This window comes from Paucisalibacillus algeriensis, assembly GCF_000577245.1.
GTDB lineage: Bacteria > Bacillota > Bacilli > Bacillales > Amphibacillaceae > Ornithinibacillus.
Map to the genome: position 1 here is coordinate 466,851 of NZ_CBYO010000014.1, position 26,975 is coordinate 493,825.

The window sequence follows — 26,975 nt, forward strand, 5'->3', positions numbered from 1 at the left end:
TTATAGACAAACAAAAAGGCGATTTCCAAGAAATGAATCGCCTAATATATAATTAGATATCATAAATGGATGAAGATTCTTCTGAATCAGATTTGTCCTTATCATCGGAGTCTTTCTTTTCATCTGGCTGTTTATCTTCTTTTTCCTTTTCTTTTCCCTTACTTTCATCTTTCTTTTTCCCCTTATCCTCCCCATGCGAACCTTTTCCCATTTTACTTTCTTTTAATAGTTGCTGTATTTTTTCTACTGCCTTTGGTGCAAAGTCTATAATCTTTTCATAAATATGAGTATTCTCGTCAAGGTGAACCATCTTAATGCCCTTGGGGCTTACAATTAGAAAAGCAACTGGTGTAATGGAAACTCCACCACCACTACCACCACCAAATGGGAAGACAGCTTCACTACCACTTCCCCCACCTTCACTATCTCCCTGTGAGCCAGAACTACTTGGCATAAATTCAGTACCACCAGCTGCAAAACCAAAACCAACCTTTGAAACTGGAATAATAACACTTCCATCAGGAGATTCAACCGGGTCACCAATAATGGTATTGACCTCAATCATATCTTTTAAATTTTCCATTGCTGTTGTCATTAGACCTTGAATTGGATGTTCTTCCATTGTAATCCTCCTTAAACAATTAGATATAAACTTCTTCTTTGGTGTTAATATTTCGCATCAAATGCATAACTGTACGGATAGCATTTCCTAATCGAATCGTTACAATGCAATCAACTTCAGAATAGAGACCCTTTTGTTGGAAATGAGGAATTACTGAAACTTTCGGTTGGACCTTCATTTCTGTTTGTTCAAAAAGTAGGCCAATCATAGTTCCTTTCAAAGCCCAAACTCCACCCGCTAAAGTCCCAGTACTACTTGCGCTTCCAGTTCCAAAATGTGTTATCCATTTAAGTTCATGAATTGAAATGCTCTTAATCATAATCATAAAAATTTTACTAAATTCACTTATTTGATTTGTTATTTTTTTAAGTATTCCAATTAAATTATCATCGTTATCTTCTTTACTATAGTCATGAAGTAATTCAATAAGCTGTGATTCATCCAGGGTATATTCATTTATTTTAATGGTTCGATGGATTAGTCTAATTTTCATATAATATACATGTATCTTGACCTGATGATTATCTTTTTGATAACGATATTGTATTCTTATTTTTATTTGCAATAATAGAAGGATAAAGATTAGAAACAACAATATCCCAATCATAATAACCCAAACCATATTTCCATCTCCAAGAATTAATATTGGTAGTTTGCCACAAGTTTCCATTTTTATACCAAGCGCAAAATGTATATAAAATTAAAGGGCTATTCTCATATGAGAATAGCCCAAGCCATTTATACCTATTTACTTTTTATTATCCGTTATATCCACCAAATTGTTGTTCAGCCATTTGAACTAGACGCTTTGTGATTTCTCCACCAACAGATCCGTTAGCACGAGAAGTTGTATCTGCACCAAGTTGAACACCAAATTCTTGAGCAATTTCGTACTTCATTTGTTCTAGTGCTTGTTCTGCACCAGGTACAAGTAATTGGTTTGAATTGTTACTATTATTGTTTGCCATGGTATTTCACCTCCTTGGTACACTTATATTGTGTCGTTAGGAGGTGATTCATTCATATTAATTGTTGGAAAGTGTTGGAATTGTTTTAAATGGTTTATCGAATAAATCCGCAGCATGAAGATTGATTTCTCAATTCCATACTGAGACAATTACTATCTCTCCAAACAACCTTTAAAACAACCCTTCAAATACATCTTCTTCTACTTTCTTGTCATTAATTTTAATTACTTCTATTCCATCAATTGCTTCTTTGATGAGTTCTTCGTAGTTAAATTTGGATTCGTAATAGTTTACACGATCACGTTTTGGCTTTGTTTTTGGTGCTTTTGGTACGAAGATTGTGCAGCAATCTTCATAAGGTCTTATAGAAATATCAAATGTATCAATTGCTTTAGATATTTCAATTATTTCATCTTTATCCATGGTTACTAATGGTCTAATAATTGGATAATTGGTAACTTCATTGATGGTATTCATACTTGTCATCGTTTGGCTTGCTACTTGACCTAGATTTTCACCTGTAGTTAGGGAAAGAATACCTTCATTCTGACAAACTTTCTCACTTATTCGAAGCATCATACGTCTCATTACAGTCATACCATAACCATCAGGCGTTTCTTGGAAAATTCTTTGTTGTAACTTTGTAAATGGAACAACATGAACTTTAATGCTAGGACCAAACTTTGTTAACTTTTCAGCTAAATCTAATACCTTTTGTTTTGCTCGGTCACTTGTAAATGGTGGTGATTCAAAATGAATGGCCTCAATTTGTACACCACGTTTCATAGCAAGATACCCTGCAACAGGGCTATCTATTCCACCTGATAAAAGTAATAGCGTTTTATCAGATGTTCCCACCGGGAGACCTCCTGCGCCTCGTACAACACTAGATGTGATATAGGTTGCTTCTGCGCGGATTTCCACTCTTACCTCCACGTCAGGAGAATGAACATTGACAGTATAAGAATTTGTGTTGCTTAACAGATATCCTCCAAGAATTTGATTTAGTTCTTGAGATCGTACAGGAAAACCTTTGTTTATTCTTTTCACAGTTACTTTAAATGTTTTACTTTTTTCAGCATTTGTTAATGCATAATATGCAGCTTCCTTCATTTTTTCAAGGTCATTCTCCACTTTAATCGCAAGGCTGAGGCTATGAATTCCAAACACATTTCTAACCTTGTCCATTATTGGCTGTGGGTCGTTCCCATTCAATAGAATGAACATTCTTCCTTGTGTTCTTTTGACTTTGACATCTGGGAATTCTGTTAATTTCTGTTGTACATTCTGTTGAAGTTTCTCAACGAATTTTTTACGGTTCTTTCCTTTTAACGCTAATTCTCCATAGCGAATTAATATATGATCATATTCCATTAGTATCTACTCCATAACTTCTTTTAATTGGTTGATTGCTATATCTAACATACTCAAAAACGTCTTAATCTCTTCTTTAGTATTATCGTAAGACAAGCTTACGCGTAATGCAGATTTTGTTCTTGTTTGATCGAAACCACATGCTTTAATTATTCTGCTTTCATCTAAATCTTTGGATGAGCAAGCAGATTTTGTGGAAATAAATATCCCTTGCTTTCCTAAAGTATGAATCATTACTTCCGGTTTTAATCCTGGGATGGAAAAGTTGATAATATGTGGTGCTGATTCTTCTGGTGTATTAACCACCACTTTATCTATTTTTTGCAATCCTTGACGTAGGAAATGATTTAGTTCTCGTAGCGTTACACCCTTTGTTTCTTCACGTTCTTTGATCAATCTTAGAGCTTTAACCAAAGAAACAGCTCCAGCCAAATTCTCTGTCCCCGACCGAATCTTAAACTCCTGATCTCCACCATGGAATAATGGGAAAAGCTTTACTCCTCTACGACAATATAAGAGACCAGTCCCCTTTAATCCATGGATTTTATGGCCAGACATCGTACATAAATCAATCCCACTATTATCAAGATTAAGTGGAACTTTCCCTAAGCCTTGTACATGATCGACATGAAAGAATAGTTTAGGGTGCCTTTTAGCAATTTCTCCAATTTCCTTTATTGGCTGAATCGAACCAATTTCATTATTAACATGCATAATACTAATTAGGATGGTGTCCTTTCGAATTGCTTTCTCAATATCTTCAATTGACACGATTCCATCTTGGTTAACAGGTAAATATGTCACTTCGAATCCTAATGTTTCTAAGATTTTACATCCTTCATAAACCGATGGATGCTCAATTTCTGTCGTTATGATATGTTTTCCTCTTCCTTGGTGCTCCAATGCTATACCTTTGATAGCTATATTATTTCCTTCCGTACCACCTGAGGTAAAAATAATTTCATCTTCATGTACTCTTAAAAGCATTGCTGCTTGTTGTTTTGATTTTATTAAAAGCTTTTCTGTCTCTCCTCCAAGCTGATGAATAGAAGAAGGATTAGCAAAGAAGCTAGTCGAGACCTGTTCAAAGCTTTTTAAAACTTCTGGATGTGGTTTTGTTGTAGCACTATTATCAAGATATATCATATTAATCCTCCCCTTTATAAGTTAAGATACAAATAAACAAAACGGAAGGCTGTCTTTAGGAAAGTATATTTCCATAAAGCAGCCTTTAGAGACTCTTACTTATCGTGTAATTAATTGATTTTCTTCAATTCGTTTTAATGCACCAGGTTCCACTTCCTCGAGTGTACGTGCCGCTTGTTCTAAAGCAGCTTCATAATCAAAGTTTCTAAATAAGGTTTCGGCTTCCGTAAGCTTTGCTGCAAGTAACGGATACTTACTTCGGTATCTATTAGCATATTGAATAACTTGCTCCGTAAGATTTGCTTGATCCAACATCACATCTGTTTGTTCAATCAATAAATCAACTGATGATTTAGCAGTAGAAAGTGCTTGTTGAACTTCTGAAATATCTAATGGGTTTTTCTCTAAAGCGGTTAGCACTTGATTACATTTCTCTAATGCCTCATCCATTGAATTCCAAATAAAACTTGGTACACCCGGAATATTACTCTTTTTTAGTTTGCGGTTAATTTCATTAATCTGATCACGGATATCCGCCAGTTTCTCTTTTGCTTCTATTTCATCTTTTCTTAGGTTGTATACACTGATTTTGAAATCTTGGTGTTTTTCCAGTAACACTTCCAGTTGACTAAATCCTGTCTCTAGCTGCGTTCGCAATTCAGAGTGAGGAGTTTTCTTATCTTCCAAACCAAATTCTATTTCGTCATAAACCTTTTGTAATTGTGTAATTCTCTTTTCTAAAGATAAATATTTTTCCATGTCCTGATCATCAAAATAATAGGTTTGTTTTAACGTTTCAACCTCTGATTTTGTTTCTTCAAAAGAGGCAGCAACTTCCAAGACGGACTTATGATAGCTTGAGGCTTGCGATTCCATGTAGTTTTTTGCGATAGCTTCTTTCTCAAGAAGTTGGTACATTTCTTGAATTCGATCTTCAATTTCACTTTTTAAAGTTTTAGCCTCAGTTGCTAGACCTTTTTCTAAAGCTTTTACACAATCTAGCAAACGCTGTTGATAACCTTGCAATTCCTTTTCAAACCCAAGGTGGTCAATTCGGAACCCTTCCTCTTTCATCTCTTTAATACCAGTATACAAATCGTCTATCTGAGAAGGTATCTCCTGTTTACACGCTCGATAAAGCTCAGGAAACTCATCAATTTCAGTTTGTAATTGTTCAAGTTTTAGTTTTAGGGAGTCTACTAATTCTTTAGCCTCTGTATAATTACCAGAATCTACTAAATCATGATAATTCCCTAGTTCCTCGCTTAATTCCTCAATTTCAACTTCAAATCGAACTTCCGCTTTACCATATTGGAATCGATTTTGTGCAATTGTTTTACGTAAGCTCTTTATAGTAGGTTGAATATATTCAACTTCCTTACGGCTTGACTCTTCTGATTCAACTAGGTCATCTAGTTCAGTTAGGATTTTTTCAATATCTTTTTCAATGGTTTGCAAAGCCTGGTCTGTTTTACGAAGAATCTTTTTGGCGGTTGAAAACCGAAATTTGTCAGCCGCTTCTTCCGCATCAAACAGATATTCCTCTAGGTCAGGTAGTTCATTAGAAAGAATTAACTCCCAACGTTCCTTCCAGGATTCAAATCTATCTTGTGTCTCGCCTGATAAATTTAGAGCTTTAATTTTTGTTAGCTGAGCGGACACATTGCGATTCATAATATCTAATTTCCAGCTTTCGAGACGATCCACAAAATCATATATTCTTTTCCTCATAATTAGGCTTATAATGATTAATACAATAACCACTAGTATAATTCCAATAATAATTTCCATCGTAAAGCCCCCTAAAAATCCCCAAAGAAATTCCTTCTATAATGATATGAATAATTTTTATGATACGTATTTTCTATAATCCTTATAATACCATGTATATGCGATAATTGGCTAAAAAAATCAAATAAAAAGTGATTTTTTGTCAAAAAGTAACCGTTTTTGTATTTTACTGCGAATTCTCTAAAATTCTAGAAAAGAAAAAAGGTTGTTTGCACAACCTCATACACATTATCATTCCATTATATAATCTAGCCATTTATGTATAGTCTTCACATATCTATCTACAAATAAAGAATGGGAATAGTCACCAATTACCTGACTCCTCCATTCATTATGTAATACATATGGTGTAACAAGCATTCCCTTTAATTGCATTAATAGGAATTGGCGGTCTAACTTATGTTTATCTTCTTTCTTATTTTTAAAAACATCGGAAAATGTATTGCCGATGATAAAATTTTCTTTTGCTAAGTATGTAACAGCCATCTCACGGACAAAAACAGAGTCCATCGATAATTCCCGATGTATGAAACAGGACAATTGTAGATTTGCATGTTTATATTGTATAATTCTATGTACTAATTTTTTTAATTTTTCTATTGGGGAGTCAACTTGAGATTCCTCTAGAGTTGTTTCAATGATTGCCAAGTACTCTTCATAGTAATTGAAAACCGCATATTCTAAAAGCCCTTGTTTTCCTTTAAAATAATAACTCACTGAGGAAACATTAACAGAGGCTTTTTCTGCGATATCACGAACGGAAGTACCGTGAAACCCTTTTTGATAAAAAAGTGTTGAAGCAGCCTCGACCACTTTTCTTTTTGTAGGGGTATCTTTCATTGAATATCAACTCCTTACTTACTTTAATGGTATCCCTATATTATTAATACGACAAAGAAAGGAATTATCCTGCATGTATCAACAGGATAATTTTAACAAATTTTAGGAAGGAAGATCTAAATTGTTCCAAACTACAGCATATTCAGGTGACAAAGTAAAAGACTATGAACTATTAATAAAACAGCTTGCAGCACTCGTTCATGATGAAAAAGACGTTATTGCAAATCTTTCTAATGCTTCTGCACTATTAAATCAATTTCTTAATCATGTTAACTGGGTTGGATTTTATTTATGGAAAGAGGATGAACTAGTGCTTGGGCCATTCCAAGGTCTACCAGCTTGTATTCGCATTGGTTATGGGAAAGGAGTATGTGGTACAGCTGTCAAAGAACGAAAAACACAACTTGTAGAAGATGTAAATCAATTTCCAGGGCATATCGCCTGTGACAGCGCAAGTCAATCTGAAATCGTTATTCCAATAATAAAAAATAATGAAATATACGGTGTATTGGATATTGATAGTCCTCTATTAAACCGTTTTGATGAAACCGATCAAGTTTATTTAGAGAAGTTTGTAGAAGAATTAGTTAAAATCATATAATAAGAGGATGCCTCGGCATCCTCTTTCTTCCTTAATTTTCCGTTACTTGTTCATTTATACTGTATTTTACAACGCAGTTTTTGCCGTAGCTTTTTGCTTCATACAATGCTTTATCAGCTCGAATAAAAAAATTACGAGCAGTGTCATCTACTTCTGACGTCCATGTAGAAACTCCTGCTGATAGTGTTACATTCGGCTCAGTGAAATTTTCTACTTCCGTATTTATGATTCTTGCTAACTGTACACCACTATTTAAATCGGTACTTGGCAAGTAAATGGCGAGCTCTTCCCCACCCCACCGTGCTGCAATATCTTGCTCCTCAATGTTTTGCATTATAATATCTGCCACTTGCTTAATTACTTCATCCCCAACGTAATGACCAAATTTATCATTTACCTGCTTGAAATCATCAATGTCAAACAGAATTAGCGTTCCCATTGCACCCTTTTCCATATGTTGCATAATTTTCTCATCCAAATAATTGCGTGAATACAACTGGGTCAAGTAATCAGTTGATGCTGCCTTTTTTAATTTTTCAGCCAGTATTGTGTTCACAAAAGCAAGTGTGGAATGGTGAATAATGGATTGTAACAATTTAAAGTGATCAAATGTGAAAGCATAGGCTTCACGATGCAGAACAACCACAAACCCATTTATCGAGCCCGCATTTTCCATTGGCAGTACCATGACGGAGCGATAAGGACCCTTTCCTCCAGTAGATTTGTAGTCACCAGCAAAAATAGCCTCTTTTCGTTTTAGGACTTCATTAACAGAATCTCTAATAAATCCATGGCCAGGTAGAGTTTCAAAGAAATCAGTGCTACCATCGACCACATCATAGTGATGAATATTATTTTCCTGCATGTTATATATAAATCCAATTTCCTCTGGATGACAAATTTGACTAATTTGATTTCTTACCAATTTTGTAATCTCGATTAAATCGAGATGAGAATTTAATTTATGCGTCAAATCATTGATTAATCTCAAATCCGATACAAGATGGTTCGAATTTTGATATAACGTTGTACTTTCTATCGCTAAGCCAGCTGTATTAGAAAATTTTGTTATGAAGAGGATATCCTCATCTTGAACCCCAAAAATTGTTGGAGCAATGATTTGTAACACCCCATAAACACCTTGATGACCTTTAAGCGGGGCATATATGCAAGTATCCTTCTCTTTAATCCGATTCTCAATTAGTACTTCACCATTTAGGAAGGCTTGTGAACTAATTGATTGATCACTTAGCTTGATTGTCCTAATTGGAAGATCCAGCGTATCATCGTGATCCTGAGCTAATAACAGATTTACTCCAAAATCAGGATATATGCTTCGAATGCTGGATATTATCTCAATCAGAATGTCTGTTTTATTTGTCAACACTAAAAACTTGGTCGTCATTTCGTATAATAGTTGATGTTTTTGTTCACTCGCAGCGGATAAAAATAATGGATAGGTAATCGTTAGTAATTTTTCTATCTCTTCTTTAATTACTAGATATATTTCATCTGCTATTGATTTTTGTTTCGGGTCATATCCGCAAACAACCATCCCAAATGGACCATCTTTAGGATAGAATGGAATGGTAACTAAATCAATATCCTGTTGCATCTCATGAAAGATAATGTTTTTCTCAATAGGGATTGTTACCGTACTGTTTATGGATGCAGGTCGAGAGTTATGATCCTGAATATAATCCATTAATATATATGGTTCTTTAGAAGAGGACACTAGCTTATAACAATTTGTCCACTTATCGTATAAATATATACCTGAAAAAGCAAAATCAAATACCGTTTTTACATTTTCTGATAGCATCTCATAAAAGTATTCCTTACTTTTTGGTGATAGCTTTGTCAGCATTTCATAGTTTAATAATATTAGGTTTTCCTGAAATTTTTGTCTGCTCATAGTAATCACCTATCAAGGAATTTTTGATTTTATTTAACTCAATTATATAAAACTTTTTGAAATTTTCCTATTCTAGTATACTGAACTTATTCATGCTTTGCCCAAAATTTCTTTTCTACAAAAGAATCATTGACTTAAACCACAAAAAAATATATACTAGTCTTTGTGTAAAATAATAAGGCAGCCTAAGTGCATCACCATTCGAACCATTTTGTTCCTCTAAACCTTGAGGTGTATCGCGTAACTCTCAGCTGCTGGAGCGATGGTACATGAAAACATAATGGCGGTTGGAACGATCACGGCCCAAATTTTGTTTTATGCAAATACAATATAAAGGAGGAAATGTCCTATGGCACGATATACAGGTCCTGTATGGAAAAAATCACGTCGTCTTGGCATTTCATTAACTGGCACTGGTAAAGAGCTAGACAAACGCCCTTACGCTCCTGGGCAACATGGAGCTAACCAACGCAGAAAACTTTCTGAGTATGGTATTCAATTACAAGAAAAACAAAAACTACGCTTTATGTATGGTTTGAACGAGCGTCAATTCCGTACTCTATTCAATAGAGCTGGTAAAATGAAAGGTGTTCATGGTGAAAACTTCATGACTTTACTTGAAACTCGCCTTGACAACCTAGTTTACCGTTTAGGTCTTGCACGTACTCGTAGACAAGCTCGTCAGCTTGTAAACCATGGTCACGTGACTGTTGATGGTGGACGTGTTGATATTCCATCTTACCTAGTAAAACCTGGTCAAATTATTGGTCTTCGCGAAAAATCAAGAAACCTTGACATCGTGAGAGAAGCAATTGAAGTTACAAACTTCGTACCAGAATATTTAACTTTTGATGCAGATAAATTAGAAGGTACTTTCAACCGTTTACCAGAACGTTCTGAATTACCATCTGAAATCTCAGAACAATTAATCGTTGAATTCTACTCTCGTTAATCTCTGCCTTATGCATGTTAACACACATAGAACCCTTGAAATTGTTGTTAAATCAACATTTCAAGGGTTCTATTATTTTGTTGCCAACATTTTTTAGGATACTCTACTAAATATAACTTCTAAAAGCATTATCTTTTAAACTGTATAATAGCTATTATGGATCCAATTTACACGTTGTAACTTTTTGAAACGAGGTTCTTTCGTCCATCTTTTTCCTTTGTACCAAATAGTGTATGATAAAATAAATAATATCGCATCATTTCTCTAATCTGTCATACTACTAATAACTTGATTGATTTTAACATCCTACATATACAAGAGGTGAAGGAGTACGAGTAAATGGATAATATAAAACTTAATGTTTCATTTCTACGAAAACGAGTCCCTAATTTAACCATAGCAGCTAAAGAAAAAGGTTTACGGCCTGCCACAGTTTCTAATTTGTGTACAGGGAAGACTCCAGTAGGACGTGCAGAAGTGCGAACATTAGTCGCGTTAGCGGAACTTGCAGAATGTAAAATCGATGATTTAATCATTCGTGATAATGAAGTTCAAATGATTGAAACAGGTATTAAAGCACTAGATTTTCTAGCTCCTATAACCAGAGGAGGTATAAACGGATTTATAGCTAGGCCAGGAATGGGGCAACTAGTACTACTAGCAGAGATATTTTACCGTTTAAGAGATAAGGATTTTACTACAGTACTTTTAATACCCTACTTGGACAGTCCTGATTTAAAAGAAGTGAAAGAAACATCGAATATCCTATCCCAAGATACCAATAGTGCCTATAAGAAAATCATAGATGTAAAAGAGAATCAAGATGTCGTATTAGCAGTGGATAGGTCTTTAGTAGTTTCAGGAGAAATTTATTCTTTACTCGAAAAACTAAAGTTGCCAAAAGAAAAGACGATTACTACGTTTCTAATTGACCCAACTGGAGAAGCAGTAGATGAAGAACTTCCGTATGGACCTTTAGATACAATCTGGCATTTTGATGCGGAACTAGTCTCCAGAAAACTATTTCCTGCAATAAATCCTGTTTCTTCCACCTCTGTTATAACAGAAGGAGCTCAATTAGATAAAAAACATTTTAATCTACAACAAAGAGCAAGAAAAATAATGCGCCGATACCGTGAACTGAGATTTTTAGTTAATGCTTTTGGCTACGATAAATTACAATTTCCGGATAAGGAAATTTATAACCGAGGGCTACGCCTTGAATCATATTTGACTCAAGCTTTTTTTGTTTCAGAACCTTTCACTAAAAAGAATGGTGCCTCGGTTTCATTATCTGATACGTTAGAAGATGTCAGTCGTATTCTCGACGGTCAACTAGATGAAGTGAACAATGACAGACTACTTTATATAGGATCACTTTACCACATAACCTAACTCGTTTAGGTATAGGCGTTAAGACTCTTACTCTCCTGCCCGGTTAAAAAGGGGCACAGATTATTTCTCGTGCCCCTTTCAAACATAAATTTATTTGAGAAATTCTATCAAGATGGATAGAAATTCTGATAAATTATCCTGATGAACATGATGACCAGCACCATCAATTGTTACCAATTTACAATCCGGGATATTCTCGGAAACTTCTCGTAATTTGTCTTGTGGAATATTACTAGCTCCACCCCCAATAATAAGTGTTGGTGCAGAAATAGCAGGGAGTCTTTCCCACCATTCTGGGTTTGGTTCGTTTAACTGTCTCATTATTGATTGAAAAGCTTTCCAATCAAATGGCAAAGGTTGTTCTGGCTCAGATGGTATTTCTTTTGGTTTGTCTGTAAATGGTGGCGGTGTATCAACTACAACTAATTTCTCTATTCTCGAAGCATATTGTTCTGAAAAAAGATATGATACAGTTCCTCCCATTGAATGACCGATAAGAATAAAACGTTCCAAATCCAATGCATCAACAAAAAGAAGTAGGTCCTCACACATTTCCTCGAAAGAATAGGTATCTGTTCTGGCACTCTCTCCATGCCCTCTCTGATCTAAGGCAATAAAACGATAACTTTCTCCTAAACCAGCAGCTACTCTCTCCCAAGACTTTGAATTATTACCTAGTGAATGAAGTGCAACTATTGGCAGTGCTAAAGGGTTTCCACTCTCCCTATACTGAAAGGTATGTTTATTAAGTTCAATTTGTTTCACCAAAAATTCCATATTACCATCTCCATCCGATTTACTTTCATTTTCTAGTCTGTATAGCAAACATTAATAGATTAAGATATTACCTTAAGGCATCAAATGACAAATAGGCATGAACGCCCTTACTGAAATTTACGATTTGTGTAACGCGTAAATCCACAACCATTGTTGCGTAGGCATAAGCTTCCGTCCTGGAAATTGTGTACAACTCAGTCATTAAATCCAACATATCACTTAGTGCAAGCCACATTGCTTCTTCTAAGTTTTCGTGAAAAGCCATGGTAATCCATCCTGATTCCGTTTTTGCTCTAGGTCTGTTGATTTTCATATCTTCTCGTGTCTTAAAAGTTAAACTTACTCGCTCCATCGGACATTCTAACGCAGGACCAGCAACTTCTCCGTCACCCTGAACAGCATGGCCATCTCCTGTAGAAAAAAGGCCACCTTTTACAGAAATCGGCAAATATAATGTACTTCCTACCTGTAATTCTTTACAGTCAATATTACCTCCACTATACCGTGGAACAAAGGTTGAAAGCTGCCCCTCTTCATCAGATGGCATGCCCATTATTCCCATGAATGGACGTAATTCCACATTGTAATCAAAATTGCCAAATTGACTTGTACCCACCATTTTTTCAACATCAAGTTCAAAATCAAGCAGAACTTCTTCCTCTTGAACCAATCCTAATCTTTCATTCCAGTAACTTGGAAACCCACCTGCTGAAGTCCAGCCCCAAGAACCTGGAACAATCTCGTTAATTGTTATTTCCAAAGTATCACCTGGCTTAGCATCTTGAATATAGACTGGGCCGACTAAAGCATGACCAAATTGGTTCGTTTTCCTTTCGGGCTTAAGTTCCGTAAACTTTTTTCTTGGTTTGCCTGGATCTGAACGCTTTTCTAATCCCCAAGCAGAATCTAATGTTCTGAAAATAACCGTGTCTCCTGAATGAATAGTTAATACAGGATCCAAATCCTTGCTGAAAAATCCATGTAATGTGTCTGAATCAGGTTCTAACCTATAAATATTGGACATAGATTTATCCTCCATTAGAGATTGTTTGTAGATGAAGGAATAGTTCACACGATTTATTGTGGTCCGGACACTAGAAAATGGTGTTAGTTAATCTATTCCATTTCAATTAGATAGTAACATAAATTACTCTATAAAGTAAATACGTTTTATGAATTTTTAAATTAGACAGTAAACTCCAATGGTATACATGTAATATCTAATGTCGTACTTCTTTCTTTCCTTTTTTAGTAAAAAGCAGTTATTTTTTCAACTTAATGTGATATATATTAAACTATTAATAGGAGGTTTTTGAAAATGAATAAATTAATAGTTGTGTTAGTAATATTGACTATATTAATATTTGGTGTTGTTGGATACATAATTTATACGGACATAAAAGCCTCAGAAGCTAGTAATTATAGTAGTAATTCTAGTGAAGGACCAAGTTCTACTGATGTAGACAACATGCGTGAATCAGCAGGTGGCAACATAACAGAGGAAGAAATGCAGTCCTTTAAAGAAAAAGGGTTAAACCCCTTTGGGCAACCTACAACTATAGAGCAATTAACAGACAGTGACTTTCAAGAATATATTCATGGTATGAGTCATCAAAAAGTTAAAGCTGAAGAAAAATGGGGTTTTTATCAAATCAACGAAGATAGAATTCAATGGTTATTAGAAGGTCTCAACAATAATGAATTTATACACGGAAATCTCTATAGAAGAATTTTAGAAAAATGGGCGAATGGTGATTTTTCATCTGCAGATGATGATCATAATGCCATTTGGGAATTACAGGGGGGAACAGTTGGTCAAGCAACCGGAATTTTATCCCCCGAAGAAGAAAGATCATACATGGAAAGTCAACAATAGAAAATAATTTATAGACAAAAAGAAACTGCATCAATTCTAAGCTTGATGCAGTTTCTTTTTTTAATTATACCGAATTAGGAAATACTTCTTCTTCCCTCTTCTAATAATGGTAAACTTACTTTCAATTCGATCTGATTCTGATACAACATAATTTACATCCTGTTGTCTTTCACCATTAATGTAAACAGCCCCATTAGTAATATCTTCTCTTGCTTGACGTTTTGAAGAAGAGATGTTGGCGTTAACTAATAGATCAACTAATCCAATATCTTCTTTATCAACTCGGAAAGATGGTACATCCTTAAATCCTTGTTCAATTTCATCAGCTGATAGAGATTTTAAATCCCCACTAAATAAAGATGCTGAGATTTTTTGCGCTTGTTCTACCGCTTCTTGACTATGAACCATTCTTGTCACTTCTTCAGCAAGTCGTGTATGAGCAACACGTCTCTCTGGATGGTTTTCAACTTCTTTTTCTAGTTCGTCTAGCTCAACTTCACTTAGGAAAGTAAAGTAACGTAAAAACTTCATCACATCACGGTCATCCGTATTAATCCAGAATTGATAGAACTCATATGGACTTGTTTTATCTGCATCTAACCACACAGCATTACCTGCAGATTTACCAAACTTAGTTCCATCTGCTTTTGTGATTAGAGGAACAGTTAGACCAAATACTTTTACTTCTTCTTCCTCATTTTCTCTTGCACGACGAATTAATTCCATACCAGCTGTTATATTTCCCCACTGGTCACTTCCACCAATTTGAAGTGTACAATTTTCTTGTGTGAATAGTTTCTGAAAGTCTAGCGATTGTAAAATCATGTAACTAAACTCTGTAAAAGAGATCCCTTGCTCGATTCGAGCGGATACGGATTCCTTTGCTAACATATAGTTAACACCGAAATGTTTTCCAGCGTCACGTAGAAAATCAATGATAGTCATACTGCTTAACCAATCATAGTTATTTCGTACAACTACTGGGTTTTCATCTTTATCAACTTCTAGTACTTTTGAGATTTGTGTTCTTAGGGCATCACTATACCCTTTTACTACTTCCTCAGTATTTAGCGAGCGCTCAGAAGAACGACCACTTGGGTCCCCTATCATTCCTGTCCCACCACCAACAAGCGCAATTGGCTTATGTCCAGCTTTTTGGAATCGTTTTAACATCATTAGAGGTACTAAATGCCCGATGTGTAAGCTATCAGCTGTTGGGTCAAATCCACAATATAATGTTACTTCGTTTTCGGATAAATGCTTTTCCAAGCCTTCCCTATCAGTTACCTGATTAATGAGCCCTCTTTTTTCTAAATCATCTAAGATATGCATCTTTTTCACACTCCATTATTTTTTCTAACAAAATAAAAAAACCCATTCCTTATGATAAATAAGGGACGAGTTTTAACACGCGGTACCACCCTTGTTGCAAGAAACAGCCACTTTGGGGTTGTTAACGATGACTTCACCGTCTTAATTTCACCTATTGGCTCATTAAGATTGCTCTGGAATTGTACTTCGTATGCAAATATATTCTGGTTTCCACCGACCACCAGATCTCTTAGATAGGGATTTGCAACACTACTATTTCCTTCATTGCTTTAATTTATATTATTACATTTATCATATAGAATAAAGATAAAAAATGCAATTATTTTTGCAAATTTATTGTACCTACTCTATCATTGCATATGCTATAATTATTCTTGGAATAATAGGGGGTTTTATCGTGGATTTTAAAGAGTTTTTCCAAAAAGTTGGAACCAAGGTAAAAACAATCTGGAGCACTGGGAAAGTACAACGTGCATCAAGAATTACATATGATGTTGTCTGGAATGTTATTTTATTTTTTATTGTCATTGGTATTATTGGGATGTTCTTTGGTGTAGGTGTAGGATTTGGATACTTTGCCTCACTAGTCAAAGACGAACCAATCCGTCCATATGAAAGCATGGAAAAAGATATCTATAATTACGAAGAAACATCCAAATTGTATTTTGCCGGGGATATTTATTTTGGAGATATTCAATCAGATCTTCACCGTGAAGAAACAAAATTAGAAGATATCTCACCAATATTAATTGATGCCGTAATTGCAACGGAAGATGAATTCTTCAAAGAGCATAATGGCGTTGTACCAAAGGCAATTGTTCGTGCACTTGTTCAAGAATTTACTAATTCCGATATGAAGTCTGGTGGTAGTACATTAACGCAACAGCTAATTAAAAACCAGATTTTAACAAATGAAGTATCCTTTGAACGAAAGGCAAAAGAAATATTACTTGCAATGCGATTAGAGCAATTCTTCGAAAAAGATCAGATAATGGAAGCGTATTTGAATATTATCCCATACGGACGTGGAGCTAATGGACGAAATATCGCTGGTGTCCAAACTGCCGCTCAAGAGATTTTTGGAATTAACGCTGATGAAGTTAACCTTCCACAAGCTGCATTTCTTGCTGGTCTTCCACAAAGTCCATCTTATTATACGCCATATCAAGGTGGTGGTGGTTTAAAAAACCAAGAAGGACTTGAACCAGGGATTACTCGTATGAAAGTAGTTCTTAGCCGAATGTTAGAAATGGAATATATTACAGAAAAGGAATATAAGAATGCTCTAAACTACGATATTGTAGCTGACTTTGTTACAAGTTCTGAAAGTCCTATCGAAAAATATCCATATCTAACGTTTGAATTAGAAAAAAGAGCGAAAGAAATACTGATGTATTTTCTAGCAGATAAAGATGGTTATACAAAAGAGGATCTGGATGAAAGCGATGAATTAAAAGAGCAATATATGATATTAGCGGATCGTGATCTTCGTCAAAGTGGTTATAATATCCATTCCACCATTGACAAGGAAATCTATGATGCCTTCCAAGAAGTTGCTAAGAACTTCCAATACTATGGTCCAGATTGGCATGGTAACACGATTGACCCTGCAACTGGTGAAGAAATAACCACACAACAGGTTCAAGCAGCTGGATTTTTAGTTGAAAATAAAACAGGAAAAGTAATAAGCTTTCTTGGTGGACGTGGATTCAGTTTCGAGAATCAAACGAATTACGCTACAGACACGTTACGACCGAATGGGAGTACGATGAAGCCATTATTGGCAATAGCTCCTGCAATGGAAAAAGGCATTGTACAACCAGGAACTCCTGTTGCAGATGTTAAGACTACTTGGTCAACTCCAGGAGGCCCGTGGACACCACAGAACTTTAACTACCGCTATCATGGAATCTTATCTGTAAGAGACTTTATTACGGATTCTTATAACGTACCAACAATCAAGGTATATTCACAAATTGCCCATGAGAATCCTGTGGATCAGTACATACGAAAAATGGGGATTACTTCGCTTGGTGATGCAGAATATGCAAACTTAGCATTGTCAATTGGTGGTACAACGCATGGTATATCAGTTGAAGAGAATACGAATGCCTTTGTAACCTTTGCAAATGGTGGAAATTTCGTAGATGCCTATATGATTGAAAAGATTACTAACCAAGACGGTGAAGTAATTTATGAACATAAAACAGAGCCAGTGGAAGTATTCTCTCCACAAACAGCTTATTTGACGACAGATATACTCCGTGACGTCGTTAGTGAAGGAACTGCAAATTATTTACGTTCACAACTAAAGTATCCAAACGTGGATTGGGCAGGTAAAACTGGAACTACCCAAAATACCCATGATGTCCACTTTGTCGGATATAACCCGAACGTTACAATGGGAACTTGGTTAGGATATCGAATAGGACAGTCATTGAAGTGTGATAGCTGTGCTTTATATGAAGGAAATAGAAACATAAAACTTTGGGCAGAGCTTATGAATGCTGCTTCTGAAATTAGACCTGATCTTGTTGCACCATCGGAACAATTCCAACGACCTGATGGAATCGTAACACGAAGTATTTGTGCAACATCTGGTATGCTTGCTTCTGATTTATGTCAACAAGCAGGACTGGTATCGAGTGATTTATTTAATATCAACTTTGTACCAACACAGGTGGACGATAGTCTTGTATCAGGTTCTTATGTCCTAGTTGATGGTAAAGCAGTATTAGCTGGACCTAAAACTCCTAAAGAATTCATTCAAGATGATGGTCTATCCTTTAACCCAGAATGGATAATTCGAAATCAATATGACAAACTAAATGATTTGACAGAGCTGTTCCCTAGGTTCCGAAGAGAGGCATGGGAAAAGATTAGTCTTCCGAATATCGAAGGTCATAAATCAGTGGTAGATGATGATGGCAAGGCACCTGGAGTACCTTCATCAGTACAAAATAATGGAAGCAATTTAACATGGGATGCTTCTGGAAGCAAAGATGTTATTGGATATCGAATATACCGTGCTAACAAACCTGGAGATTCATTCGGTCTAATTGGTCATTCGATTGAAACTAGTTTTAAATTACCTAGTGGAAATGGTGTTTACCATGTTAAAGCAGTTGATTACTTCGGATTAGAATCTTCTGCTTCAAAAGAAATTGTTGTCGGTGACTTCTCAGAACCGGAGAAAGAAGAAAAGCCTGAAAAACCAGAACCGGATAAGGAAGTAGATAAACCGAAGGAACCAGAAAAGCCAGATCCAGATCCTGAAGATCCCGAGGAGCCTGGGGACCCAGGTCAACCGGAGAATCCTAGGGATCCGGTAGATCCTCCTGAAAATCCTCCAGGGGATACTGAAAAGGATTAGTCATTACAATAGTCTGACGTACCTATTCCTTGGTACTTTTAGGCATTAAAATAGCAATAGCCTAGTTCACTTTCTCTGAACAAGACTATTGCTATTTTTTCATTTACATTTAAACAAAATTTAAGTGCTAATTTCTATAATTGTTAAATGATTTATTCTACCACTATCGCTTAAGATGATCTATAATTTGTTTTCCTTGTACCTCAGTCCTATACGTATTTCGTTGACTAGTAATTGTTTTTCTTTATTAGAAATAGCATCCGCTGAAAGCTTACGAGCTGCTATCGGAATAATCCAAGGTTCCACTTCCTCATAGGTAGTTCCAGTAAGTAATGTATATTCATCTAAAAAGACGTCAATTATTCCTTCTCTTAAAGAGTCAAAAACATTTACAACGTTTTGTGGTGTGTCACTAGGTAAAACGGCAAATCTAATCATAATGATGTATTCCGCTAGATCTGTTTCTGGATTACCACTAGTGGCATCATTCCAATCAATCATTACAGCTTTTCCATTGCTCATCAATATATTATTAGGATTAGGATCTCCGTGACATATTTGACTCTTTATTGGAAAACTATCTAAAATATCGATAATAGCACTTTTTTCTTCTTCCCCTAAATAACCCACACTCCGTATCTGTCTCTTCAGGAATTCCCTTTGCGGAGGTATTCCCTCATGTGATAAATGATGAATTTCACTTAAAAGGCGAGCAGTATATCGAACATCATTCCAAACCGTCATTAGTTGGTCTGCGTTAATTTGTTGGATTAGGATGTTGAATAAGCGTTCTTTTAATGTTTCGCCGTAAATTCGTTCAAACACAATTCCTGGACGTTGATCAAACTCTACGATTTCATATGGCTTAGGTACAGACAACCCCATTTTCCATGCCATAAGATTATTCCTATATTCTCTTTCTAAAGCTAGTATGCTGGTGTTTGGTTTTGCTAATTTAATAATTTTGTTATCGTCCCCCCACTCAAATACTTCTGAGTTTCCACCTTCACCTATCTTTCTACCAATCATCACCTTAATCCCCCATATGTTATATCGTATTTCAATTTCGTTATCCTACTCTTTGAGAACAGAGTTTTATATCTTTTATAGTAACATAATAATTCAGAAAAGTTTGGATAAAATTAATGATTAATAAGACTTCAAAGTACCTTTCAGAAATTTATCTAGAAAAGACTAAAAATTACAACGATAATCTTGTATAATAAAACTAATACAAAATTTGAGTGGTGAACAATTAATGGAGCATTTAAAAACTTACAATAGAATAAAACATCAAGCAACCGACATTATCATTGAGGGACCAGTCCCTGCATCAACACTCGAAAACTATATTTTTCATCATGACTTAACAACTTTTCGACCTTCTAAAAAGCAATTTCAAGCCCTATTAGGTATTGCGGGTTTGGCTGATGGCAGAATTATCATTGCAAGAACAGAGGATACTATAATTGGTTATGTAACCTATCTATATCCAGATCCTTTAGAAAGATGGTCAACCTTTCAAATGTAGAATTTAATAGAGCTAGGCGCAATTGAGGTAATTCCTGAATACCGAGGAAGTGGAATAGCCTCAAGTCTATTAAAGGTATCGATGATGGATCCTTTTATGGAAAATTATATAGTTATCTCAACAGAATACTATTGGCACTGGGATTTAAAAGGAACAAATTTAAGTATTTGGGAATATCGAAAGGTAATGGAAAAAATGATGGCTTCTGGGGGCCTTTTGCCAGCTCCAACGGATGACCCTGAAATAATTTCACACCCGGCAAATTGTTTAATGGTAAGAATTGGTTCAAAAGTGAAGGAAGAATCAATACAGCAATTTGAAACGTTACGTTTTTTAAAACGACATCAAATACGAAGTTATAGGGAGGGATTATGATGCATGTTGAAAAAATAATGAATCGAAATGTAATCTCACTAAGTCCTTCAGATTCAATCGAAAAAGCATATCAATTATTAGTTAATCATAAAATCAGGCATATCCCGATTGTAGATGAAGACCATTATGTAATCGGAATTGTATCAGATCGTGATATTCGTGACGCAAGCCCATCGATTTTAACAAATACTCCAGAAAAGGATGTATTAAATAAAGAAGTTTCTTCGATTATGAGTAGCCCTGTTATCACGGCTCATCCATTAGATTTTGTAGAAGAGGTTGCCCGAATATTTTACGATCGCGAAATCGCATGCCTACCAGTGGTTAGTAATGATAAACTAGTTGGTGTAATTACAGAAAAGGATCTGCTATATACCTTAATTCAGCTAACCGGAACACATGTACAAGGTTCCCACATTGAGGTAAAGGTCCCACATAAGCCAGGAATATTACCTGAAGTTGCATCTGTATTTGGAAATCGAGGTGTTAATATTTCCTCTGTATTAGTTTATCCTTTTCATAACGACCCAGAATATAAGATACTGGTTTTTCGAGTACAAACCATGAATCCACTACCAATTATTCGTGATTTACGAAATGCTGGGTATGAATTAATGTGGCCAAACAATATACCGGAGCCTAGATTATGAACAAAGATATTAAATTTGTTTTTGACAAATCACTCTTAAATTACCATTTTCACAATGATCATCCGTTTAACCAAAAGCGGGTTATTTTAACAAAGGAATTACTGGAAAATTCTGGACAATTAGCAGAGAATCAAATTATTGTACCACGAGTGGCATCTGATGATGAGATAGCGCTTGTTCATGATCCTGCTTATATACGCACAGTCAAATCTGCTAATAATATGTCACCGGAAAACCTAATTAAATATGGGCTGGGTACCGAGGATACGCCGGTTTTTCCCAATATGCATGAAGCCTCAGCTCAAATTGTAGGGGCTACACTCACCGCTATTGAAGCTGTCTTAGTTGAAGGTGCACATGGAGCAGTTAATTTTGCAGGTGGCTTACATCACGGTTTTAAGCAAAAGGCTTCAGGGTTCTGTATTTATAATGATGCTGCAATTGCGATCAAATATATTCGAAAAAATTATGATTTAAAAGTATTATACGTTGATACTGACGCACACCATGGAGATGGTGTTCAATTGGCTTTCTATGATGATCCTAAGGTTTGTACATTCTCTATCCACGAAACAGGTAGGTACCTTTTCCCTGGCACCGGAAATGTTAATGAAAGAGGGATTAAAGAAGGCCACGGGTTTAGCTTTAATTTACCAATCGATGCTTTTACACAGGATGAATCTTATCTAGAAGTTTATGAAAACGCTTTACGAGAAATAGCGGATTTCTTTCAGCCTGATGTGATAGTTACTCAAAATGGCGCTGATTCCCATTTTTATGATCCTCTCACCCACTTATGTGGTTCCATGGCCATTTATGAAAGAATACCAGAAGTTGCATTAGAAATTAGCAAAACATACTGTAATGGAAAATGGATTGCTCTTGGTGGAGGTGGTTATGATATTTGGCGTGTTGTCCCTCGGGCATGGTCACAAATTTGGAATGTCATGAAGGATGAACAACCCTTACATGGCGATCTCCCTATAACCTGGATAAATAATTGGCAGAAAGAAGCACCAGTTACTTTACCAACAACATGGCATGACCCTATAGAGGAAATTCCAGTAATTCCAAGAAAAAAGGAAATTGAGGAAAAAAATCACGTTACATTACTGAATTTATTAAAATATACTAAAGTAATATAAACATCAATCTATTAGGATTTTAGTAGATTACCATATAAGCAGAGGAATAGGAAAGGAGCGGAGATATCCGTATCCTACATCCTATTGCCTGGACGAATCAGTTTAATCTTTACTGTATCTAAATATGCAAAAAAAAGGAGTTGAAATTTCAACTCCTTTAACTTTGTGGTTCTAAGACATCTTTTTCTAAAATAACTATTTCTACTCTTCTATTTTTACTTCTGTTACTTGCATTATCGTTTGGAGCGAGTGGTTCTGTATCACTATAGCCACTGATTGTAAAACGTCTTTCATCTAAGCTATTCTCATTAACCAAAAACCTTACCACACTACTAGCTCTTGCACCGGATAACTCCCAGTTAGAAGGATATCTAAAACTCGACATAGGAACATCATCTGTATGTCCTTCTACCTTTATATCATTATCGATTTGTGATAGTAGATTACCAACCTTAGTTAAAAACGGAAGTGCTGAAGGTAAAATTATGGCCTCTCCTGGATCGAATAATATACTATCTTGTAAAACTAAAACAACTCCACGTTCTGAGCGATTTGCAGATACTACATTATTTAGTGCATTCTCATCCAAATAATTTTCTACTTCTTCCATTAATTCATTAAGGGAGTCGTTTTCTTGATTTGATTCTGATTCAGCCCCAGCTTCATCTTCTTTTTCATCTGATACTGGCAACTCATATTCATTTGAATTTTGACCTTGTTTTTGTACACTAGTACTCTCCGTAGGGTTATCCATTGGTACAGGTGAAGGGAAAAAATCAAATATCATTCGATTACGAAAAGAATCAGAAATAGCTTCAAATTTCACTGCATCTATTTGTGACATAGAGAATAACAAAATGAAAAAAACTAGAATCAATGTGACCATGTCGGAATAGGTTACCATCCATTTTGGAGCACCTTTATCAATTTTTTTTCTACTTTCTCTACGCTTCATTTAGGCCCTCCCCCACGAATGAGGATTCATCTTCATGAGCTTCTTTTGACTTCGTATTGTTCGAAAGAAATGCTCCTAATTTTTCTTCTAATATTCGTGGATTTTGACCAGATTGAACACCAATAACGCCCTCAATAATAATTTGTTTAATAAATACTTCTTCTTCTGTTTTATTTTCAAGTTTACTTGCCATCGGAGTGAATACTAAGTTAGCAAGAACTGTTCCATATAAAGTTGTGAGTAAAGCAACTGCCATACTTGGACCTAGTGTCGCTGGATCTTGTAAGCTATTCAACATCAATACAAGACCTATTAATGTACCAATCATTCCCCAAGCTGGAGCATATTCGGCACATTTTTCTAAAATCATTCTACCACGATAATGGCGTTCTTCCATCGCTGTGATCTCAGCGTTCATAATGTCATGTATTACTTCAGGTTCAATACCATCAACAGCAAGTAGAATCCCTTTTTTAATAAATGGTTCATCGACATCATCTAGATCATTTTCTAATGCTAAAATACCTTCTCTTCTTGCACGTTCAGAAAGTCGGATAAAAAGATTAATTAGTTCAGGAAGCTGTCGGTCATTTTGGTTAAATGACTCCTTTAATACTTTTCCTGTTAATTTAATTTGTTGCATATTAAAGTTAATAAGTAGTGAACCAATCATCCCACCTATTACAATAAGGATAGAGGTAAAGTCAAGAAAGGAAACAAAACCCTCAGTTCCACCACTAGAAAGTATTGCTCCCATAATCATGATAAAACCTACAGTAATGCCGATAGGAGTTAATAAATCTCGTTTTCTCATATTCTCTCTCCCCAAACTTCTGCTTCAAATTACATTATACTGTTTTTATCGACATTATTTTAATTTTGTTGAATTTCTTTCTATAAGACGGTGTGGTAATACTACTTTTTTCTCTTCTACTTCTTCTTTATTCATATATTTAGTAAGTAAGCGCATAGCAACCGCACCGATATCATATGTTGGTTGAACAACCGTAGATAATGCTGGTCGAACCATTGTGGCTAATTTTGTATTATCAAATCCAAATACTTCTATGTCATCTGGAACCTTATAGCCTAAATCCTGAGCACCATGGATAACACCAAGCGCAATCGCATCTGAAGCTGCAAAAACAGCAGTTGGTTTGTCTGATAAATTCATAAACTTCTCTACAGATTTCATTCCAGAATCATATGTGTAATCACCACTTACTATATAATCTTCTACGACTGGAAGATTAGCCTCTTTCAAAGCTCGCAAGTAACCTTGTTTTTTCAATTGGTTAATCGTATACTCTTCGTTTCCAAAGATAAATGCTACCTTTTTATTTCCCTTTTCAATTAAATAATTGGTTGCTTCATAAGCCGCTTCCTCATAGTCAATATTTACAGATGGGATTGATTCTGTTCCATCATATGTGGCTGCTAACACCACTGGTACGGAAGCAGTTGAGAACTGTTGAACATGTTCTTTCGAGATATTTCCACCCATAAATATAATACCGTCTACTTGTTTTTCCAACATCGTATTAATTAGTTGTAACTCTTTATCCTTATTTTGATCAGAGTTACTCAATATGATATTGTACTTATACATCGTGGCAATATCTTCAATTCCTCTAGCTAATTCCGCAAAAAAGATACTAGAGATATCAGGGATAATTGCTCCAACTGTGGTAGTCTTTTTACTAGCTAGTCCACGTGCAACCGCATTTGGACGATACCCTAACCTTTCAATCGTTGCTAATACCTTTTTTCTTGTTGTTGGCTTTACATTAGGGTTTCCGTTTACCACACGGGATACCGTTGCCATGGATACATTTGCTTCTCTTGCTACGTCGTATATTGTTATTGTCATAAAATAAACCTCCTAGTTCCGTACTAATAGACAAGTTTCTACTCATTATCATACTCTAGTGTGAAAAAAAACACAAAAAATATCTTATAAAATCTTCGGCCGATTACAAGCCTAGTTCGGGACATGATACTCATAGTCGGGCGCATGATCTGGGTGCTTGGGAGCATGGTCACCGGTATCAGGCACAAGCTGCAGATTTTCTAGCGCATAATCCTTAGTTTCAGGAGCAAACACATAAATCCCTCTGTTCTAAATAAACCTAAAAACTAAGGATTTGACTAGTTGTCAAACCCTTAACTAATTGATGCATTGTATTTAGAAATTTCTTTTAAGAAGGTTTCAAACATTGGGATATCCATTTGTTGAGCAGAGTCAGACAATGCGACCGCTGGGTCTGGATGAACCTCAGCCATTATACCATCAGCTCCAATAGCTAGGGCTGCCTTAGCCATTGGTATTAACAAATCTCTCCTACCCGTTGAATGAGTAACATCGACCATTACAGGTAAGTGAGTTTCTTGCTTTAATATTGGTACTGCTGAAATATCCAGTGTATTTCTTGTTGCTGTCTCATATGTGCGAATTCCACGTTCACAAAGAATGATTTTACCATTTCCTCGGGAAATAATATACTCCGCTGCATTTATAAACTCAGAAATAGTTGCCGATAAACCACGTTTCAATAGAACTGGTTTATCAACTTCTCCTGCTGCTTTCAGTAGTTCGAAATTCTGCATATTTCTAGCACCAATTTGGATGACATCCACATAATCTAATGCAATTTCAATATGTGCTGGATTTACTATCTCACTTATTACTGCTAAATCAAACTCATCGGCAACTCGCCTCAAGATTTGTAAGCCTTCAATTCCCAATCCTTGAAAATCATAAGGCGAAGTTCTTGGCTTAAATGCTCCACCTCGAAAAAGCTTAATACCGTTCTTTTTCACGGCTTGAGCTACTTCCCGAACCTGTTCATAGCTTTCAACAGCACATGGCCCCATAACGAAATGAGTTTTTCCATCACCAACTTTTTCACCTTTAACATCAATCACTGTGTTTTCAGGTTGTCGTTTACGGGATACTAATAATTCTTTACGGTGATCGTCCTCTATTAACTCAAGCCCAGCCTTGAACATTTCTTTAAAGATATGTTCAATGGTTGAATTATCAAACGGACCATTATTATGTTGAATTAATTGATCTAGCATTTCACGCTCTCTAACTGGATCAAATCGCTTTATACCTTGTTTGTTTTTTATTTGACCAATTTGTTTCACAATAGCTGCTCGTAGGTTCACAAGTTCAAGTATTTGTAAATTAACATCGTCTAATCTATTTCGTAATTCGTCTAAATTGTTATTCATCATTTAATAGCCTCCTGAAAGGAAAAACTGCAAGAATTTCTACATAATGTGACATCATTATAGCTAATAATTTTCCCTTTGTCATCTTACAGTTTATAATAAAAATAAAGATTTACGGGA

General features: G+C 35.6%; 23 protein-coding genes, 1 pseudogene and 1 other annotated feature. Of the genes and pseudogenes, 8 read left to right on the top strand and 16 right to left on the bottom strand.

The features are described from left to right. Nucleotides 1–52 precede the first annotated feature (52 nt). The 7 genes from ytfJ to refZ all read right to left on the bottom strand — a co-directional run bounded on the left by ytfJ (nt 53) and on the right by refZ (nt 6,741). A complete protein-coding gene (gene ytfJ / locus TY11_RS11955; RefSeq protein ID WP_042146394.1) occupies nt 53–622 on the bottom strand; it encodes a GerW family sporulation protein in 570 nt (189 codons plus the stop codon). Nucleotides 623–641: 19 nt separating this feature from the next. Next, on the bottom strand, nt 642–1,244 hold the full coding sequence (locus TY11_RS11960) for a DUF2953 domain-containing protein (protein WP_042146396.1): 603 nt from the start codon (nt 1,242–1,244) through the stop codon (nt 642–644). 136 nt (nt 1,245–1,380) lie between these two features. After that, on the bottom strand, nt 1,381–1,590 hold the full coding sequence (locus tag TY11_RS11965; RefSeq protein ID WP_042146398.1) for an alpha/beta-type small acid-soluble spore protein: 210 nt from the start codon (nt 1,588–1,590) through the stop codon (nt 1,381–1,383). A gap of 171 nt (nt 1,591–1,761) precedes the next feature. Continuing rightward, complete coding sequence (gene thiI, locus TY11_RS11970) at nt 1,762–2,964, bottom strand: tRNA uracil 4-sulfurtransferase ThiI (protein WP_042146400.1); 1,203 nt, start codon at nt 2,962–2,964, stop codon at nt 1,762–1,764. Between the two features lie 6 nt (nt 2,965–2,970). Next, nucleotides 2,971–4,110: a cysteine desulfurase family protein gene (locus tag TY11_RS11975; RefSeq protein WP_042146402.1), complete on the bottom strand. Its 1,140-nt coding sequence runs from the start codon at nt 4,108–4,110 to the stop codon at nt 2,971–2,973. A gap of 99 nt (nt 4,111–4,209) precedes the next feature. Next, the gene (gene ezrA, locus TY11_RS11980) at nt 4,210–5,901 is read right to left on the bottom strand and encodes a septation ring formation regulator EzrA (protein WP_042146404.1); all 1,692 of its coding nucleotides are present in this window, start codon (nt 5,899–5,901) and stop codon (nt 4,210–4,212) included. A gap of 231 nt (nt 5,902–6,132) precedes the next feature. Beyond that, nucleotides 6,133–6,741: a forespore capture DNA-binding protein RefZ gene (gene refZ, locus TY11_RS11985; protein WP_042146406.1), complete on the bottom strand. Its 609-nt coding sequence runs from the start codon at nt 6,739–6,741 to the stop codon at nt 6,133–6,135. A gap of 121 nt (nt 6,742–6,862) precedes the next feature. Between refZ and TY11_RS11990 the strand changes: the two genes are divergently transcribed. Then, nucleotides 6,863–7,342, top strand: a complete 480-nt coding sequence (locus tag TY11_RS11990; protein ID WP_042146408.1) for a GAF domain-containing protein — start codon at nt 6,863–6,865, stop codon at nt 7,340–7,342. 31 nt (nt 7,343–7,373) lie between these two features. Here the strand turns inward: TY11_RS11990 and TY11_RS11995 are convergent, their stop codons facing one another. Further along, nucleotides 7,374–9,257 (bottom strand): sensor domain-containing diguanylate cyclase, encoded by a 1,884-nt coding sequence (locus TY11_RS11995; RefSeq protein WP_052345814.1) that lies wholly within the window; start codon nt 9,255–9,257, stop codon nt 7,374–7,376. A gap of 349 nt (nt 9,258–9,606) precedes the next feature. Between TY11_RS11995 and rpsD the strand changes: the two genes are divergently transcribed. Together rpsD and TY11_RS12005 are read left to right on the top strand one after the other, a co-directional pair. Next, nucleotides 9,607–10,209 (top strand): 30S ribosomal protein S4, encoded by a 603-nt coding sequence (gene rpsD / locus TY11_RS12000; RefSeq protein WP_042146410.1) that lies wholly within the window; start codon nt 9,607–9,609, stop codon nt 10,207–10,209. Between the two features lie 339 nt (nt 10,210–10,548). After that, a complete protein-coding gene (locus TY11_RS12005) occupies nt 10,549–11,604 on the top strand; it encodes a F0F1 ATP synthase subunit beta (protein WP_042146411.1) in 1,056 nt (351 codons plus the stop codon). Between the two features lie 90 nt (nt 11,605–11,694). On the opposite strand, the gene TY11_RS12010 is transcribed toward TY11_RS12005, so the two are convergent. Both TY11_RS12010 and TY11_RS12015 read right to left on the bottom strand, forming a co-directional pair. Next, the gene (locus tag TY11_RS12010; protein WP_042146413.1) at nt 11,695–12,381 is read right to left on the bottom strand and encodes an alpha/beta fold hydrolase; all 687 of its coding nucleotides are present in this window, start codon (nt 12,379–12,381) and stop codon (nt 11,695–11,697) included. 67 nt (nt 12,382–12,448) lie between these two features. Further along, the gene (locus tag TY11_RS12015; protein WP_042146415.1) at nt 12,449–13,405 is read right to left on the bottom strand and encodes an acetamidase/formamidase family protein; all 957 of its coding nucleotides are present in this window, start codon (nt 13,403–13,405) and stop codon (nt 12,449–12,451) included. Nucleotides 13,406–13,699: 294 nt separating this feature from the next. Here TY11_RS12015 and TY11_RS12020 point away from each other — a divergent pair, with 294 nt between their 5' ends. Further along, on the top strand, nt 13,700–14,257 hold the full coding sequence (locus TY11_RS12020; protein WP_042146417.1) for a DUF6241 domain-containing protein: 558 nt from the start codon (nt 13,700–13,702) through the stop codon (nt 14,255–14,257). 60 nt (nt 14,258–14,317) lie between these two features. On the opposite strand, the gene tyrS is transcribed toward TY11_RS12020, so the two are convergent. Next, nucleotides 14,318–15,589 carry a tyrosine--tRNA ligase gene (tyrS, locus tag TY11_RS12025; protein ID WP_042146419.1) on the bottom strand — a complete coding sequence of 424 codons (1,272 nt, stop codon included), beginning with the start codon at nt 15,587–15,589 and terminating at the stop codon, nt 14,318–14,320. 58 nt (nt 15,590–15,647) lie between these two features. Beyond that, nucleotides 15,648–15,863, bottom strand: a binding site (T-box leader). A gap of 123 nt (nt 15,864–15,986) precedes the next feature. On the opposite strand from tyrS, the gene TY11_RS12035 reads away from it, so the two are divergent. After that, nucleotides 15,987–18,962, top strand: a complete 2,976-nt coding sequence (locus TY11_RS12035) for a transglycosylase domain-containing protein (protein ID WP_042146423.1) — start codon at nt 15,987–15,989, stop codon at nt 18,960–18,962. Nucleotides 18,963–19,142: 180 nt separating this feature from the next. On the opposite strand, the gene TY11_RS12040 is transcribed toward TY11_RS12035, so the two are convergent. Further along, complete coding sequence (locus TY11_RS12040; RefSeq protein ID WP_231495811.1) at nt 19,143–19,991, bottom strand: phosphotransferase; 849 nt, start codon at nt 19,989–19,991, stop codon at nt 19,143–19,145. 229 nt (nt 19,992–20,220) lie between these two features. On the opposite strand from TY11_RS12040, the pseudogene TY11_RS12045 reads away from it, so the two are divergent. The 3 genes and pseudogenes from TY11_RS12045 to TY11_RS12055 all read left to right on the top strand — a co-directional run bounded on the left by TY11_RS12045 (nt 20,221) and on the right by TY11_RS12055 (nt 22,663). Continuing rightward, a pseudogene (locus tag TY11_RS12045) lies at nt 20,221–20,868 on the top strand (GNAT family N-acetyltransferase). Beyond that, nucleotides 20,868–21,518: an acetoin utilization AcuB family protein gene (locus TY11_RS12050; RefSeq protein ID WP_042146428.1), complete on the top strand. Its 651-nt coding sequence runs from the start codon at nt 20,868–20,870 to the stop codon at nt 21,516–21,518. Before TY11_RS12045 ends, TY11_RS12050 begins: the two are co-directional and overlap by 1 nt. Next, a complete protein-coding gene (locus tag TY11_RS12055) occupies nt 21,515–22,663 on the top strand; it encodes an acetoin utilization protein AcuC (RefSeq protein WP_042146430.1) in 1,149 nt (382 codons plus the stop codon). The genes TY11_RS12050 and TY11_RS12055 overlap by 4 nt, the downstream gene beginning before the upstream one ends. A 157-nt stretch (nt 22,664–22,820) precedes the next feature. On the opposite strand, the gene motS is transcribed toward TY11_RS12055, so the two are convergent. From motS to TY11_RS12075, 4 genes are all read right to left on the bottom strand, one after another. Next, a complete protein-coding gene (gene motS / locus TY11_RS12060) occupies nt 22,821–23,618 on the bottom strand; it encodes a flagellar motor protein MotS (protein WP_042146432.1) in 798 nt (265 codons plus the stop codon). Beyond that, the gene (motP, locus tag TY11_RS12065; RefSeq protein ID WP_042146435.1) at nt 23,608–24,432 is read right to left on the bottom strand and encodes a flagellar motor protein MotP; all 825 of its coding nucleotides are present in this window, start codon (nt 24,430–24,432) and stop codon (nt 23,608–23,610) included. Before motP ends, motS begins: the two co-directional genes overlap by 11 nt. 54 nt (nt 24,433–24,486) lie before the next feature. Beyond that, entirely contained in the window at nt 24,487–25,488 is a 1,002-nt protein-coding gene (gene ccpA, locus TY11_RS12070) for a catabolite control protein A (protein ID WP_042146436.1), read from the bottom strand. A 293-nt stretch (nt 25,489–25,781) separates the two neighbouring features. After that, nucleotides 25,782–26,858, bottom strand: a complete 1,077-nt coding sequence (locus tag TY11_RS12075) for a bifunctional 3-deoxy-7-phosphoheptulonate synthase/chorismate mutase (protein WP_042146437.1) — start codon at nt 26,856–26,858, stop codon at nt 25,782–25,784. Nucleotides 26,859–26,975: the final 117 nt, after the last annotated feature.

Bases quoted from the DNA above. Each gene is read 5' to 3' on its own strand.
- ytfJ (WP_042146394.1), bottom strand. From the start codon at position 622: ATGGAAGAACATCCAATTCAAGGTCTAATGACAACAGCAATGGAAAAT.
- TY11_RS11960 (WP_042146396.1), bottom strand. From the start codon at position 1,244: ATGGTTTGGGTTATTATGATTGGGATATTGTTGTTTCTAATCTTTATC.
- TY11_RS11965 (WP_042146398.1), bottom strand. From the start codon at position 1,590: ATGGCAAACAATAATAGTAACAATTCAAACCAATTACTTGTACCTGGT.
- thiI (WP_042146400.1), bottom strand. From the start codon at position 2,964: ATGGAATATGATCATATATTAATTCGCTATGGAGAATTAGCGTTAAAA.
- TY11_RS11975 (WP_042146402.1), bottom strand. From the start codon at position 4,110: ATGATATATCTTGATAATAGTGCTACAACAAAACCACATCCAGAAGTT.
- ezrA (WP_042146404.1), bottom strand. From the start codon at position 5,901: ATGGAAATTATTATTGGAATTATACTAGTGGTTATTGTATTAATCATT.
- refZ (WP_042146406.1), bottom strand. From the start codon at position 6,741: ATGAAAGATACCCCTACAAAAAGAAAAGTGGTCGAGGCTGCTTCAACA.
- TY11_RS11995 (WP_052345814.1), bottom strand. From the start codon at position 9,257: ATGAGCAGACAAAAATTTCAGGAAAACCTAATATTATTAAACTATGAA.
- rpsD (WP_042146410.1), top strand. From the start codon at position 9,607: ATGGCACGATATACAGGTCCTGTATGGAAAAAATCACGTCGTCTTGGC.
- TY11_RS12005 (WP_042146411.1), top strand. From the start codon at position 10,549: ATGGATAATATAAAACTTAATGTTTCATTTCTACGAAAACGAGTCCCT.
- TY11_RS12010 (WP_042146413.1), bottom strand. From the start codon at position 12,381: ATGGAATTTTTGGTGAAACAAATTGAACTTAATAAACATACCTTTCAG.
- TY11_RS12015 (WP_042146415.1), bottom strand. From the start codon at position 13,405: ATGTCCAATATTTATAGGTTAGAACCTGATTCAGACACATTACATGGA.
- TY11_RS12020 (WP_042146417.1), top strand. From the start codon at position 13,700: ATGAATAAATTAATAGTTGTGTTAGTAATATTGACTATATTAATATTT.
- tyrS (WP_042146419.1), bottom strand. From the start codon at position 15,589: ATGCATATCTTAGATGATTTAGAAAAAAGAGGGCTCATTAATCAGGTA.
- TY11_RS12040 (WP_231495811.1), bottom strand. From the start codon at position 19,991: ATGATTGGTAGAAAGATAGGTGAAGGTGGAAACTCAGAAGTATTTGAG.
- TY11_RS12050 (WP_042146428.1), top strand. From the start codon at position 20,868: ATGCATGTTGAAAAAATAATGAATCGAAATGTAATCTCACTAAGTCCT.
- TY11_RS12055 (WP_042146430.1), top strand. From the start codon at position 21,515: ATGAACAAAGATATTAAATTTGTTTTTGACAAATCACTCTTAAATTAC.
- motS (WP_042146432.1), bottom strand. From the start codon at position 23,618: ATGAAGCGTAGAGAAAGTAGAAAAAAAATTGATAAAGGTGCTCCAAAA.
- motP (WP_042146435.1), bottom strand. From the start codon at position 24,432: ATGAGAAAACGAGATTTATTAACTCCTATCGGCATTACTGTAGGTTTT.
- ccpA (WP_042146436.1), bottom strand. From the start codon at position 25,488: ATGACAATAACAATATACGACGTAGCAAGAGAAGCAAATGTATCCATG.
- TY11_RS12075 (WP_042146437.1), bottom strand. From the start codon at position 26,858: ATGATGAATAACAATTTAGACGAATTACGAAATAGATTAGACGATGTT.